Origin of the sequence: Pseudomonas caricapapayae, from assembly GCF_001400735.1 — a bacterium.
In the GTDB taxonomy this organism is placed as follows: domain Bacteria; phylum Pseudomonadota; class Gammaproteobacteria; order Pseudomonadales; family Pseudomonadaceae; genus Aquipseudomonas; species Aquipseudomonas caricapapayae.
The window spans coordinates 1-14801 of sequence record NZ_LJPW01000181.1 but is presented as its reverse complement, the minus strand read 5'-3'; the positions used below and the strand labels follow the sequence as shown (position 1 = coordinate 14801).

The following is a 14801-nucleotide window of genomic DNA, read 5'->3' as shown; positions in this document are numbered from 1 at the left end:
CTACGGACCGCCAGAGTGGATCACAACCCGTGCACACGTAACAGACGTGGCAATTGACCGCCGGTCATCAACCATCAAGGAAGCGCTGCCGGTGCTCGGGCGAAGGCAACTGGCAGTGATCATGGCGTCCGAACAGGCGATATCGGTTGAGCGCGATACGGTTGTAGGCCCAGTCCCGTAGAAAGCGTGGAAAAATCCCCAGCACTTTGAGCAGCGGCCACGGCGCAGGCAGCAACCCCATGATGTGTAGAAAAGCATCCGAGCGCACGAACACCCGATTGTTGACGATGACCGCGATGGTATGAAAATCGTCCAGTGGCAGCCCGGCCCACTTCAGCAATGCCTGTCCTTGCTCAGACTGCACTGCGGCCAACCGCAGACGCCGATGCGGGTCATGGCGAATCAGAAACTTCACCACGCCATTGCACAGCTTGCAGACGCCATCGAACAGCACGACGCATTCATCGGGTTTCAGATAAGGGGCGGGGGTGGTGGTCGGCACGGTATTCACCTGTTCAGGAAAAACAGCCCTGGCGCGCCCGGAAACATGAACGCCCCGCCAGTCGAAACACCGGCGAGGCGTTCAGGCTAAAGCCATTGCCCGGCAGAATCAAACCTTGCGGACGAACTCCGACTTCAGCTTCATCGCGCCGATGCCGTCGATCTTGCAATCGATGTCATGGTCGCCATCGACCAGGCGGATGTTCTTGACCTTGGTGCCGACCTTGACCACCAACGAGGAGCCTTTGACTTTCAAGTCCTTGATCACGGTGATGGTGTCGCCGTCCTGCAGCACGTTGCCCGTTGAGTCCTTGATGACTTTCACGTCGTCGGACGCGTCGGTGCCAGCCGCGTCGGCAGACCATTCATGGGCGCATTCCGGGCAGATCAGCAGGCTGCCGTCTTCATAGGTGTATTCGGAATTGCATTTCGGGCAGGACGGTAAGCTCACAATGGTTCTCGCATCAGGGAGGGTAAAAACCATGAATTATAAAGGGCTTTTACGGTTTCAGGTGGGAAGAGGCTGATCTGTTGTCGTAACCGCACGCTGTAAAGCAGCATCAGCCATTGGACAGAACTGAATACCTGAACTAAAAATACAGGCGTTCGAGCCAATCGGCCTCCAGCAATCCCCTCTACTCCTTCATCCCCGACGCCTGCGCCACGCGCTGGCGGTAGCTATTGCAGCCCGCATTTGCCGCCTTTCATCACTTCTTGCATCGAGCACACTCATGGGCATTTCTCATAACCCGGCGCTGGGCTATCGACCCGAAATCGATGGCCTGCGCGCGCTCGCGGTGATCCCGGTCATCCTGTTTCACGCTGGCTTGCCGCTGTTTTCCGGTGGATTCGTGGGGGTCGATATCTTTTTTGTGATCTCCGGTTATCTCATTACCTCGATCATTATTGCGCAGATGCTCGCAGGCAGATTCTCGCTGATCGACTTCTACGAACGACGCGCCCGGCGCATTCTGCCGGCACTGTACGTGATGATGCTGATTTGCCTGCCCGTCGCGTGGTTGACACTCGACCCGTCCGATTTGAAGTACTTCGCCAAGAGCCTGGTGGCGGTGCCGACGTTTTCATCCAACGTGCTGTTCTGGCTGGAAAGCGGCTATTTCGACGCAACGGCAGAGCTCAAACCGTTGCTGCATACCTGGACGCTCGCGGCAGAAGAGCAGTACTACCTGTTTTTCCCGTTGCTACTGATGTTTGCCTGGAGCATGGGTCGCAAGTGGCTGATTGCCCTGCTGATCGGCATCGCCCTGGCGAGCCTGACGCTGGCTGAACTGGGTGCACATCAGAACGCCAGCAACGCGTTTTATCTGCTGCCTGCACGCGCCTGGGAATTGCTGACGGGGTCGTTTATCGCCTTTTACTTTGCCTGGCGACCGCACGCTACCGAGCGCGCCAGCTTGCTCGATCAGGCGGCAACGCTGCTAGGGGTTCTGCTGATCGGTTACGCCGTCGCGTGCTTCGACAGCAGCACACCCTTCCCCGGCCTCAACGCGCTGGTGCCCGTGCTGGGGGCCGCACTGATCATCGTGTTCGCCACCGGCAAGACCTGGGTGGGCAAAGCGCTGGGCTCACGGGCACCGGTTCTGATCGGCATGATCAGTTACAGCGCCTACTTATGGCATCAGCCCGTCTTCGCCTTTGCGCGTCAGCGCAGTCTGATTGAGCCAGACCTGCCGCTGATGCTGGCGCTGACCCTTCTGTCGATGGGCCTGGCATGGCTGAGCTGGCGATTCGTCGAGCAGCCTTTTCGCAAGGCCGGTGCGTTCAACCGCCGACAGATATTCGCCTGCGCAGGTGTTGCCTCGATACTGTTCGTGGCGCTGGGGCTGGCCGGCTATCTCAACAACGGCTTTACCTGGCGCTTCGCTGTCGATCCGGCGATGCATCAGGCATTTACCGACCCGCAGACACGCGACAAATGCGACCGGAACCTTGCGGACAAGCGCTGGAACGTCGATTTTTGTCTGTTTGGCCTCGCGGACAATAAGGTTACACCGGACATGGCCCTGTTTGGCGACAGCCATTCCGAGGCTCTGTTGGCAACGTTTGACGCCGCCGCGCGGGATCAGGGCAAAACCGTCGCGCATATCGGGCTGGGCGGTTGCTTGCCGTTGCTCGGCGTGGACGTCACCAACGGCAACTATGCTGCCGGGGTATGCCAGGCGCTGGCCGATCGCGAGTTCGAATACGTGAAGCAGCGTCAGATCAAAAAGGTCGTGCTGGTTGCACGCTGGACGCTGTACACCGACGGCAATTACGGTGAGAGAAAGATGAGCAAGTATTTCCTGACCTCGCGCACCCATCCGGAAAAAAGCCGGGAAACCTCGCGGGAAGTGTTCAGGCAGGCGCTTGATACGACGATCAGAGCCTATCGGGAGATTGGCAGCGAGCTCTTCATCGTCGCGCAGGTGCCACAGCAACGGGTCAACCCTGAAAGCCTCTACTACCGCCTGGCCCGAGACGCCTCGGACAGCAACGCACAAAAATTGCAGCGGGTCAGCGACCTGTCGGTGCCGGTCGAACAACATGATCGGCTGCAGCATTTTTCCCGCGATGCATTCCTGCGCGCCAGCCGAGCGAAACAGATCAGGCTCGTAACGCTGGATGAAGCCTTTTGTAAGAACAGCCAGTGCCTGATTGGCGACATGAATTCGTATTACAAGGACTTCAATCACCTCAACGGCAAGGGCGCAGGGCTGCTTGCCGGCCAGATCAGCCACATCCTTGATCAGTGACAGGGTTTTATGAAGCGGTATTGTCTGTAATGCTGATACCCGCACAGACGCCCGAGGAACACCGCATGACCCACGCCAGCTTCGCCCCGTTTGAGGATCTGGCCAGCCTGCTGATCCCGCACACCGGTGCAGAGAAAATCGACGGCTCGCATGATGTCTCGCACTTGTTGCGCGTCTGGGAAAACGTCTGCGCCATCCGTGACCGGGAAGGCGGCGATGCCCGCGTACTGATTGCCGCTACGTTGTTGCACGACTGCGCTTCAGTCGAGAAAGACTCGCCGTTTCGCTCCAGCGCTTCACGACTGTCGGCAGCGCGGGCCAGCGAACTGCTTACCGAGATGGGGTGGGATGAAGAAAGCATCGCTTCGGTCGCCCACGCTGTCGAAGCGCACAGTTTCTCGGCGGCGATAACCCCCTTGACGCTGGAAGCCCGGATACTGCAGGACGCTGACCGCCTCGATTCCCTGGGCATGATCGGCGTCGCTCGAACCTTCTACGTATCAGGGCGAATGGGCAGAAGACTCTACGACCCGAATGATCCGCATGCCAGCCAGCGTGCCCATGACGACATGAACTTCGCCGTCGACCACTTTCACACCAAGCTGTTAAAACTTGCCGACGGTTTTCAGACTGATACCGGTGCGCACATGGCGAAGATCAGACACGACAGACTGAAGCGCTTTCTTGATGAACTGATGGAGGAAATCGGTGCGCCTCGGGCGTGAGTCGTCCGCTGTCCCTGACGTAAACAACCGATGTCATAAAGACATCACACAACTGCCCTATAAACGGCTCTCCGCAAAGGTCTGTGAGTTTATAGGGGTTGTGTGCCGTGAAAATATTTATGCCTCGTTTCCTGCGTCGGCAAACCACAACGACAACACTCTTGCGCCGTTTCAAAATCACTCTGCGCCTGGTGATCTGCTTCGCTATCACCTCGCTGCTGATGGTCGCACTGGGCGCGTTCTGCCTGCTGCAGATGCAGGAAATCCGCAAACAGGGCGAAGCGGTGGAGAGTGGCGCACTGCCCAGCATCGCCATGGCCGATGCCATCGCCATCGGTCTGGTCAAACTGCGCAGCGAAACCACTCGTCTGATCGCCAATGCCGATGATCCCGGCGCAGTCATCAACAGCAGAATCAACGTCGAACAACTCAGGAACGAAGTCGAGAAAGGATTCTCGGAATACCTCGCACGCGTCCAGTCAGGCACTGAACATGACTCTATCGTCGCGTTGCAGGAGGCCTACAAGGCTTTCATGCCAGGCTTGCAGGATCAGATCGCACTGATCGAACAGAACAAGCTGGATGAGGCGAGAATGCTCGCCAACACCATGCTCGCGCTACAGGGCGACCTGATGGACATGCAGGTGCAGTTGCTGCGGGAACTGAACAAACAGAGCGCTGCCTTGGCCGTGGATTCAGCTGTCGCCAGCTACGAACAGACGCGAATCATTGCGCTAAGCGTCATCGCTGTCGTATTGGCGCTGACCCTGTTGCTCGCCTGGCGTCTGAGCGTCAGCATCATTCACCCGGTGCGCCAGGCTTTACACATCGCCAGCACCATTGCCGATGGTGATCTGACCGAACATCAGATACCGGACGGCAAAGACGAAACCGCACAACTGCTGATCACGCTGGGGCGCATGCGCACCAACCTGCACAGCACGATTGATCAGATATACGCAGCGGCAACACAACTCTCACAGTCGGTCCAGGAAATGGGCAGCATTGCCGAAGCCAGTGCGCTCAACCTGCAATCGCAGAACAACGAAATCGAGCAGGCCGCTGTTGCCGTCAATCAGATGAGTCAGGCCGCCATTGAAGTCGCAGGCAACGCCAGCAGTACCGTGACCGAATCGCAGGCATCGACCCGTGCAGCCGCCCAAGGACAAGAAAAACTGTCGGCAACGATTCTTTCGATCAAGGAACTGACAGAAAACGTGCTGGACTCCTCGCATCAGGCCGAGGGCCTGGCCGAACGCACACAGAGCATCAGCAGCATTCTCGATGTGATTCGCGCGATCGCCAACCAGACCAACTTGCTGGCCCTGAACGCAGCCATCGAGGCCGCCCGGGCGGGCGAAGCGGGACGCGGATTTGCCGTGGTGGCCGATGAAGTCCGCTCGCTGGCGCAACGCACCAGCGCGTCGACGGCAGAAATCGAAGGGCTGATCAGCGGCGTACAGCAAAGCACCCACCAAACCGCCAGTTCGTTGCGTCACACAGCAACACAGGCCAACCTGACCATGGAGCAGGCAGCGTCGACCGGCGAAGCATTGAAAGTGATCATCCATTCAACAACGACCATCAACGACCGTAACCTGTTGATAGCCAGCGCAGCGGAACAGCAAGCCCAGGTCGCGACTGAAGTTGACCGCAACCTGAGCAGCATTCGTGACCTGTCGAGCCAGACAGCGTCAGGCGCACAGCAGACAACCGTCGCAAGTAACGCACTGTCGATGCTGGCAACTGATCTGAACCTGATGGTCCAACGCTTCGTGCTGTGATGCCCCGACTCGCCAGCAGCCAGCAGCCAGCCGTCAGGGAGACGGGCTGGCTGACGACGATAACCCCGGGGCAGCTATCAGTCTTGCGGACGCAGACGGTATTGCGGCGGCAACTGCTCGAAACCGCTGATGGTCACGTCGAGACTTTTCCAGCGACCGTCCTTGATACCGTAGATGCAGCCATGCACAGACAGGCTCTGCCCACGGTGCCAGGCGTTCTGTACGATGCTGGTATGACCGACGTTGGCCACTTGCTGAATCACGTTCAGTTCACACAGGCGGTCGACACGCTCTTCCTCGGTCGGCAATTTGGCCAGCACTTCACGGTTTTCGTAATACAGATCACGAATCGTGCGCAGCCAGCCGTCGATCAGGCCGAACTGGCGGTCCTGCATGGACGCACGCACACCACCGCAACCATAGTGGCCGGTGACCAGGATGTGTTTGACCTTCAACACATCCACGGCGTACTGAATGACTGACAGGCAGTTCAGATCGGTATGCAGCACAACGTTGGCCACGTTGCGGTGAACGAACAGGTCACCGGGCAGCATGCCGACGATTTCGTTGGCCGGAACGCGTGCATCCGAACAGCCGATCCACAGAAACTCAGGCGTTTGCTGACGGGCCAGCTTGGCGAAAAACTCAGGGTCTTCCTGCTTTATCGCATCGGCCCAACGTGCATTGTTATCAATCAGGTCTTGTAGCTCGTTCATGCTTTGACGCCTCGATAATGATGCCCAGCCTTGGACTGGTGTCCGATCCCTCAAGTCACGCCTTGAATGCCATTACTTGGCAAGAACTGTCGGTCAACAAAAAGGAATCTTCAAAGTGATGGCCGGTCCACCTTCTACGACCATCTGAAATGAGGATTTGTCATGAACGATTCACGCCGTCCGTTCCGTGCTACCCAGCCGGAACCCATCGACGACAATGAAGACCGTATGGGCTCAATGGAAACACTCGATTTCAATGAAGATGAGACCGCCCGTATCGGCGATCTTATCCCTGAAGACGAACTGCAACATGAAATTCCGGATCAACGCGTACGTGAGGCAGGCCTGACCGGTGCGTCAACTGAAGACCACCACCCGACCGACGACGATCTGTCGCCGGAAACCCTGATCCATGAGGACGGTGCCCGCTCGTCCAACGAACAGGGTGAAGACGTTCCGGCCGATCTGGACGTAACGGTGGTCGATGAGGATGACATCGGTGGCGGCAACGGTCTGGACGAGGAAGAGCTGGCAATCGTCGACCCACTGGACGGCCATCAGCGCTGATGCGAGTTACTCTTCCAGCAGCGTACAGGCCATGACCACTGCGTCTTCACGGCCATCTGCTGCCGGATAATAGTCACGACGCCGGCCTATCTCGTTGAAACCATAGTTTTCATACAGACGATAGGCTGGACGATTACTGTCGCGCAGTTCCAGAAAGCATTCCCGTGCATTGAGCTGATAAGCACGCTTCATCAGATGATCCAGCAACAGCAAGCCAAGGCCACGACCTTGATTCTCCGGCTTAACAGTGATGTTGAGCAGATGCGCCTCATCAATGATGACCTGGATGACACCGTGCCCGACCTGCTGCGCGCCCTCGAACATCAGCCAGATCTCGTAGGATTTGAGGCCATCGAGAAAGATGCCGCGTGTCCAGGGGTGGCTGAACGCTGCGTATTCGATTTTCAGGACCGCATCCATATCGGCTTCGGTCATGCGGCGGAAGGTTACGGCATCACTCATCGGTAGATTTCCAGTGCGTCATCAGCCGACGCATGGCTTTCCAGACATCCGCCTTGCGCTCAGGCTCGTCCATCATTAATTCAAGGCCCGGCAACGCCCAGGCAGTGCCCAGACCTTCGATCTGCAGTTCACGGTTATAAGACTCGGCATCGGCTTCACCGGCGTACTTCATCGACGGCAGACCGATCAGCCAGAGGCACGCGCAGGGCTCATCCTCCACCCGTGCACCGACAAACCCCTGCACAAAATCGCGCGCGGCCTCCGGGCCCTGATCCATCTGGCCACGCACCAGCAATGGCCAGCGCACAGGCTCGCCGATAATCTGCGGGCTGTCGGGCAGACCGGCAGCGCGCAGCATGTCCTTGAGCAGCAGATAGGATGGGTCGCGGCTCTGAAACGGCTGACCGGTGGTCAGTTCGACCAGCAGCAGGCAACGACCGGCACGCAGTAATTGCAGAGCAAAACGCGGGGGCGGAACCACAGGTGCCTTGGGCGGTGCAGGTTCGGCCTCTTCGGCGGTCGGCGCAGCTGTGCGCGTGCTCGCCAATGAAGGACGCGGCAGGTCGATTTTTGGCCGTTCAGGCTGCCGTGCAGCGGGCTCAACGTTCGGCGTTTCGGCAGGCGCAGCATATGCCTCGGTAGACGCAGCATTCTGCACCTCGACCGGTGGCGGCACCGGGGCAAGCAGTTGCGGACGCGACGGCGCGGCAAATGGCAGTTCTGTGCGCGGCAGCCAGTTGACCACCTGCATGGCGGTCAAATAAGCGCGGCGACGGGACTCGTTGAGCAAGGGTCGGCCACCTGTGGATAAGTTAAGCGCGCAATTCTAGCGTTGTTCGGCTTTTTGCGCTGCAGCATATCGCCCGCAGGTGAAATATCAGGCGACTGATGCAGTACAATTGCCGCTTTTCACTTGCCAACAGTCGGCCTAACGATGATCGAACCCAAGCGCGTCCTGCGCGCCCTTGCCGAGCACTGGGCGCTACTCGAGCCCTTATGCGAACATTTCGACCAGGGTACGTTGAGCCTGAGCGAGCTGCGCCTGCAACTGGGCGCCCAACAGCAGGACAGTACACCGCAAGACATCACCAACCTGCTGGACGTGTGGATTCGTCTGGACATTCTGGTGCCCGTCGCGAAGAGCCCCAATCGCTTTGAGCTCAACGCACAGATCCATGACTTCCTGTCCTATCTGCGCCGCGAGCACCGCCTGGGCCTGTGCCTGGAAATCGAGGCTTATCTGCGCCACCTGGAGCGACTGGCCGGTTACATTCAGGACGCGTTCGATATCCGCGATGCCAACGATCTGGCCAGGCAACTGCGGCTGCTGGATATGCGCGTACGCGACGTTCTCAAAAAACTCGCCAACGACGAACAGGCGCTGGTTGCCGTGGCCGACCGGGCCAAGACCAGCGACCGGCAGATTCCGTTGCGTCAGCGGTATGCAGAAGTTCTGGCAACCTGGGACGAATACGTCGAGCCGATGATCCAGCTGGTCAACGCCGATGGCGCTTTTGAGCAGGGCGTGCGCAAGGTCGAGAATGTGCTGCTGAGGCTGTTGACCGAGCAGCAACGGCTGGGTCATCTGGTCGACGACGACATGCTGCTGCGTACCCATGCGCGCATTCTCGAAATGCAGACCAGTGCCCAGTTGACCTTGCGTCATGCGCGCGAGCTGCTGCTGCCGCTGCGTGAGGAAGCGCGTCGCCATAACGCGGTGACCCGTGGTGCAGCGCTGGCCCTGTCGGCGATTCGTCGCAAGGGCCTGGACGCAGTGCCTCAGGCTGCAATGCCGTTGTTCACCCGTCCGCAAAGCACGTTTCTGGGCAGTGCGAGTCAGGTCGAGGCTTATGTATATGCCTTGGCGCGATTCGAGCCCAAACCCGCGAAATTCCCCAAGGCCAGTGGCACTCGCAAGGGCGAACCGCCCCGTGCGCCACGTACGGTCAAGGAAATGCTCGAGCGCTGCGAAGACGCCTTGCCGATGCCTGACCTGATGGTCTGGCTGCTGGAGCAGGAGCCGACTGGCGAAACCGACGAACTGCTCTACTGGTTCTCGCGCCTGTCGCGGGACAAGCGCTTCGCCCGCGAACGCCTCGAGCGTCGCGACTATTTCACCCGGGAGCACCGCGTCAGCCTGCGCTCCTTTGCCCTGCTCGCCGCGAAAGACGAGCAGCCAGCGCATTCCGAGAGCACCGTTCATGCATCTTGATCTATCCGAAATGTCCCAGCTTGCGCCGATCTTTCGCGAGCTGTTCAAGGGCTATCACATCAGCCGCCGCGACCCGGAGCTGTATGCCCAGCTCTCCAATTGTCAGGACCAGTACCGTGCGCTGTTCAAGGCGTTGGGCTACGAACTGGTCTGCGACACCCGCGGTTTCTACTATTTCGTGCCTGAGCTGGCAGCCGCGCAGGTCAACAAGACGGCTCAGCGTCTGGCGCTGTTCACCTTCATCCTCGTCGAGCATCTGGCCGACCAGGGCCGCGACCCTATGGCCGTGCTGGACGGCGGCAGCCTGGGCCGCGATGAGCTGCCTTCGATGCTGGAAAAATACCGCGACCTGTTTCTTCAGGCAGAAGTGCAGACCCAGGAAGAGCTTGAAGAGAAGATCATGCGCCGCATGACGCAACTGGGCTTTGCCAGCGAAGAAGTCGGCATCTACCGCTTTCTGCCGCCGATGCACCGCTTTCTCGATGTCTGCCTGTCGGTGCAACAGGACCGAGATATGGCGGCCAGCCTGCACAGCGCCCTGCCCCTCCCGACGCCTGTGCTCATCGATGACGACAGCGACGAGAAGCTACTGGAAACCGATGACCCGCTGGACCTCGCTGAATTCGGTGAAGAAACCGAGGAAGAGGCACTTGCCCGGGCAATCGCCGATGAGCAACGACAGGAGATGGACACATGAGCCAGGAACGTTATGGCATCCGCCGCTTTGCCCTGTTGAACACCGCCGGTTACAGCCTCGGCCTGTTCCCGCTGGAGAACCCGCTGTCGGTGTATGGCGCGAACAACCTGGGCAAGAGTGCATCGATCAACGCTCTGCAGTTCCCGATTCTGGCGCGCATGTCGGACATGAGCTTCGGCAAGTACAGCCTGGAGCAATCCCGGCGCTTCTACTTTGCTTCCGATACCAGCTACATACTGGTGGAAGTCTCCCTGCCCCACGGCCCGCATGTTATTGGCGTCGTGGGCCGCGGTCCGGGCGGCGGTTTCGGCCATCAGTTCTTTGCCTATGCCGGCGAGCTGGATCTGGGGCATTACCAGAAAAACGACACCTGCCTGCGTCAGAAAGAGCTGTTCAGCAATCTGGAGAGCCAGGGCCTGAAAGCCTACGAGCTGAAGCCCGACGAATTGCGGCGTCTGCTGGTCGGCGGGCATACGTCCATTCCGCTGGACCTGACACTGATCCCGTTGCGCTCCACCAGTGAACAGAGCCTGAAGACCTTCCGCGCGCTGTTCATCAACCTGCTGCACATGCGTGAAATCACTGCAGCAAAACTCAAACAGTTGTTTCTGGATGCTTTCGAACACAGCCTGCGCTCTGGCAGCGTCGACTACATCGCTGCCTGTGAAGAGGCCTTCCGTGATGTACGACGCATGGAACAGGATTACAACTCGCTGGTGCTGGCCGGCCCTCTGGTCGAGGCGCTGGCTGCTGGCGTCAAACAGCGCGATCTGTTGCGCGGCAAGCTACATCGCCTGTCACCCATCCTTGACTCACTGCTCGGCACCTGGTCGGACTACTCCGGCGCGCGCAAGGAAGAACTGGTCATTCAGGCCGAGCACTACCGTGCTCAGCAGGATGAGATGCAAAACGATCAGCGCAGCAGCACCCAGGAACTGATGCGCCTGGAGCGCGAAATCAGCAGCATCCAGCGCTGGGTCGGCGAATTGGCGGTGCTGAAGAATCGTTTCGCACTGGTCGATGACGTTAAAGTGCTGGAGCAGCAACTGCTCGCGGCCAAAGACGCTCACGATGAGCTGGCGGGTGCGCTGGCCCAGTCCCGCCAGTTCAGCGCCGAAGACCTGGACGAGCGCCTGCGCGATCTCGAGAAACGCCTCAAGTCTGTCAGGCAGCAACTCGACCACGCGGATAACAACAGTTATGCCCGTCTGCGTGAAGAGTTTTCCCAGCCGGATGTCGAACGCCTGATGCGCCTGTTCAACAGCGCGCTGTTCAGCCTGCCACTGGGTGAGCAAGGTATTGCCCTCGACGACGGCGACGCGTGGGTCAAATCGCTGGAAACCATTCTGGACGGCTTCAAAGGCGATCAGTTCGCCGTGCCGGGGTTGACGATCAACCTGTCGAGCATCGAGCCCCCTGCCCTGCAGGCGCTGGCCGATCGTGCTGCACTGCGCGATCAGAAAGAGCGACTGGAGAAGGAACTCAAGCAGCTGAAGACGCAGCAGGCCGTTGCTGCCGACCGCGCAGCGAGCAAAACCCAGACCGAAGCGCTGTATCAACAGGTGCTGGATGCGCAAAAAGCCCTTGAAGACTTCCGCCGGTGCCAGACCCTGAGCGCGGAAGAGTCGGGCAAGCTGGAAGATCTGGCGCAGATGGAGGCCGCTCAGGATGAATTGAAACGCTCCAGCGATGCCTTTACCGAGCGCGTCCAGCAGCTCTCGGCCAAGCTGCAACTGATCGCACGTCAGATTGGTGATATGGAATCCAAGCAACGCACGCTGGATGACGCGTTACGCCGTCGCCAGCTGTTGCCTGCGGACCTGCCGTTCGGAACACCGTTCATGGACCCGATCGACGATTCCATGGATAACCTTCTGCCTCTGCTCAACGACTATCAGGACAGCTGGCAAGGCCTGCTGCGCAGCGACGGACAGATCGAAGCGCTGTATGCTCAGGTGCGCCTCAAGGGTGTGGCCAAATTCGACAGCGAGGACGACATGGAGCGTCGCCTGCAACTGCTGATCAATGCCTACGCACACCGTACCGACGAGGCGCTTACGCTGGGCAAGGCTCGCCGCGCAGCAGTCACCGACATTGCGCGCACCCTGCGCAATATTCGTAGCGACTACGACAGTCTTGAGCACCAACTGGCGCTGTTCAACCGCGAGATCAACAAGCGTCAGGTGTCGAACCTGGCAAGCTTCCGTATCGTGCTCGCGCCGAACAAGGAAGCGCTCAAGCACATCGACCAGATTATCCACAGCGCCGGGCAATACGAGGAAGGCGAGACGTTGTCGGTCTTCGACCTGAGCCAGAGCGCAGAGCAGGACAACAAGAACGAAGAGGCCAAGGAGTACCTGGCGAGGCTTGTCGCTGCCAACCATAACCAGTTGGGATTAAAGGACCTGTTCGAGCTGGCATTCGAGATCACCAAGGTCAATGGTCAGCCGGTTATCCACACCGATATCGACGGTGCCGCGTCCAACGGCACCACGATGACCATCAAGGCCTTGACCAACATGTACCTGTTGCTGCACTTGATGGATCGCGATCAGGCCGGTCGTGTGCGCTTGCCATATTACCTGGACGAAGCCGCGGACATTGATGAGAAAAATCAGGCAGCACTGCTGGAAACGAGCCTGCAACTGGGCTTCGTTCCAATTCTGGCAAGCGTGAAGCCACAGGTCTCGGCCCATGTGGCCATCGACCTGGAAGGTGGCAGCGGGCCTAATGGCATCTACATCGATGAGGCGGACTGGAAATACATTCAGCGTCGCGACGATGTCAAACCAGGGGTTCCCGAGCTGGCTTCGTAAGGCTGTCAGTTGTCATCAAAGGCCGCATGAAAATGCGGCCTTTTTTATTGTCTTTGAATCGAGTGAGGCCCTATCGCCAGGCTTCGTCGACCAGGCTCTTTATTCATCGAATTCATGATGGAAGGCTGCAAACACGCATACGATTCCAGGAGGCTGGCCTGGAATAACCTTATGAAAACGATACTGCTGGCAGCCTTGCTGACCGTAGCCGCAACAGCGCAGGCAACCGATTACTACGTTGCCCCCGACGGCAATGATCACGCTGCAGGCACAAAAGCCGCACCGTTGCGATCCATCATGCGCGCACAACAAGCCGCAAAGGCCGGTGACACGGTGTACTTTCGCGGCGGCGTCTATGCCTACACGTCAGGCGTCAACAGCTGTGCTACGCGTACAGACACCGTCAATGCCATCACCATTGACAACAGTGGCAGCGAAGGCAGGCCTATTCGTTACTGGGCCTATCCTGGCGAAACACCGGTCTTCGATTTCTCGGCGATGAAAGATGATTGCCGCGTCAAAGGCTTCAACGTCACCGGTAGCTGGTTGCACCTGAAAGGGCTTGAGGTGACAGGCGTACCGCAGCAGCCAGAAAACCATCTCAACCACGAGTCCTGGGGTATCTGGAATAGCGGCAGCCACAATGTCTTCGAGCGGCTCAACCTGCACCACAACATGGGGCCAGGACTGTTCATCCAGAACGGTGGCTACAATCTGGTCCTGAACACCGACTCCCATCACAACTACGACCCTTACACCTCAAACGGCGCAGGCCAGAGCGCCGATGGTTTCGGTGCCCATATCAAAGCGGGCCACCCAGGTAATGTATTTCGCGGCTGCCGCGCGTGGGCCAATTCCGACGATGGCTTTGACCTGATCAATGCTTTCTCCCCGGTAATCATCGAAAACTCATGGGCGTGGCGGCAAGGCTACTTGCCTGGCACGCTTAAAAAACTTGAGGCGGGCAACGGCAATGGCATCAAAGCAGGCGGCTATGGTGGCAAGTATGTACCGAACGGCGTGAAACACATCATCCGTAACTCGGTTGCTTTCGACAACAAGGCTGCCGGCTTCTATGCCAATCACCACCCATTGGCGCTGGACTTCATCAACAACACGGCCTTTTCCAACGGAACGGACTACAACATGGCTGGGATCGCGCCGGATGGTTCACCAATCCCTCTTGGCAATCTGTTGAACAACATTGCCTACAGAGGACGGCTGACCATCAATACCGAAGGGCTGGATATGACGCACAACTCATGGACCTTGCCAGCGCCGGTAACGGACGCTGACTTCGACGATGTCTCGGACACAGGCTGGGACGCACAGCGTCAGCCTGACGGAAGCCTGCCGGTGTTGCGCAGCTTCCACCTGACATCCGGAAGCAGGCTTGCTGGTATGGGGGCGTTCAACTGAGTGACGGGGAGAGGACGTCGACTCGATAGCTGGATGTGTTGGACATGAGTCAGGTGAGGCAGCGAACAGAGCTTGATTTTTCTAAACCCCAGAAAGACAAAACCCCATCTGCGTGAGCAGATGGGGTTTTGGAATTCAATCTTGACGAT

At 58.6% G+C, this 14801-nt stretch carries 13 protein-coding genes and 1 pseudogene; 9 read left to right on the top strand and 5 right to left on the bottom strand.

The window, feature by feature from the left end; all coding sequences use genetic code 11:
* Positions 1–67: 67 nt before the first annotated feature.
* Complete coding sequence (locus tag ALO80_RS27405) at positions 68–502, bottom strand: thiol-disulfide oxidoreductase DCC family protein (protein WP_083493431.1); 435 nt, start codon at positions 500–502, stop codon at positions 68–70.
* 108 nt (positions 503–610) lie between these two features.
* On the bottom strand, positions 611–955 hold the full coding sequence (locus tag ALO80_RS27400) for a zinc ribbon domain-containing protein YjdM (protein WP_054984527.1): 345 nt from the start codon (positions 953–955) through the stop codon (positions 611–613).
* Between the two features lie 277 nt (positions 956–1232).
* Between ALO80_RS27400 and ALO80_RS27395 the strand changes: the two genes are divergently transcribed.
* From ALO80_RS27395 to ALO80_RS32690, 4 genes and pseudogenes are all read left to right on the top strand, one after another.
* Positions 1233–3254: an acyltransferase family protein gene (locus ALO80_RS27395; RefSeq protein WP_055011227.1), complete on the top strand. Its 2022-nt coding sequence runs from the start codon at positions 1233–1235 to the stop codon at positions 3252–3254.
* 65 nt (positions 3255–3319) lie between these two features.
* Positions 3320–3979, top strand: a complete 660-nt coding sequence (locus ALO80_RS27390; protein WP_055011226.1) for an HD domain-containing protein — start codon at positions 3320–3322, stop codon at positions 3977–3979.
* Between the two features lie 119 nt (positions 3980–4098).
* A pseudogene (locus tag ALO80_RS32695) lies at positions 4099–4905 on the top strand (MCP four helix bundle domain-containing protein); the annotation flags it as partial.
* Complete coding sequence (locus ALO80_RS32690; protein WP_375233081.1) at positions 4900–5763, top strand: methyl-accepting chemotaxis protein; 864 nt, start codon at positions 4900–4902, stop codon at positions 5761–5763. The pseudogene ALO80_RS32695 and the gene ALO80_RS32690, both read left to right, overlap by 6 nt.
* 77 nt (positions 5764–5840) lie before the next feature.
* On the opposite strand, the gene can is transcribed toward ALO80_RS32690, so the two are convergent.
* A complete protein-coding gene (gene can / locus ALO80_RS27380) occupies positions 5841–6479 on the bottom strand; it encodes a carbonate dehydratase (RefSeq protein WP_002552086.1) in 639 nt (212 codons plus the stop codon).
* Positions 6480–6641: 162 nt separating this feature from the next.
* On the opposite strand from can, the gene ALO80_RS27375 reads away from it, so the two are divergent.
* Entirely contained in the window at positions 6642–7046 is a 405-nt protein-coding gene (locus ALO80_RS27375) for a hypothetical protein (RefSeq protein WP_055011224.1), read from the top strand.
* Between the two features lie 6 nt (positions 7047–7052).
* On the opposite strand, the gene rimI is transcribed toward ALO80_RS27375, so the two are convergent.
* Positions 7053–7508, bottom strand: coding sequence for a ribosomal protein S18-alanine N-acetyltransferase (rimI, locus tag ALO80_RS27370; protein ID WP_054986305.1), 456 nt, complete (start codon positions 7506–7508; stop codon positions 7053–7055).
* Entirely contained in the window at positions 7501–8298 is a 798-nt protein-coding gene (locus ALO80_RS27365) for a hypothetical protein (protein WP_055011223.1), read from the bottom strand. Before ALO80_RS27365 ends, rimI begins: the two co-directional genes overlap by 8 nt.
* Before the next feature lie 144 nt (positions 8299–8442).
* Here ALO80_RS27365 and mksB point away from each other — a divergent pair, with 144 nt between their 5' ends.
* The 4 genes from mksB (at position 8443) to ALO80_RS27345 (ending at position 14652) form a co-directional block, all read left to right on the top strand.
* Positions 8443–9720, top strand: coding sequence for an Mks condensin complex protein MksB (mksB, locus tag ALO80_RS27360; RefSeq protein WP_055011222.1), 1278 nt, complete (start codon positions 8443–8445; stop codon positions 9718–9720).
* Complete coding sequence (gene mksE, locus ALO80_RS27355; protein WP_055011221.1) at positions 9710–10417, top strand: Mks condensin complex protein MksE; 708 nt, start codon at positions 9710–9712, stop codon at positions 10415–10417. Before mksB ends, mksE begins: the two co-directional genes overlap by 11 nt.
* The gene (mksF, locus tag ALO80_RS27350; RefSeq protein WP_055011220.1) at positions 10414–13233 is read left to right on the top strand and encodes an Mks condensin complex protein MksF; all 2820 of its coding nucleotides are present in this window, start codon (positions 10414–10416) and stop codon (positions 13231–13233) included. The genes mksE and mksF overlap by 4 nt, the downstream gene beginning before the upstream one ends.
* A gap of 171 nt (positions 13234–13404) precedes the next feature.
* The gene (locus ALO80_RS27345) at positions 13405–14652 is read left to right on the top strand and encodes a right-handed parallel beta-helix repeat-containing protein (RefSeq protein ID WP_055011219.1); all 1248 of its coding nucleotides are present in this window, start codon (positions 13405–13407) and stop codon (positions 14650–14652) included.
* Positions 14653–14801 lie beyond the last annotated feature (149 nt).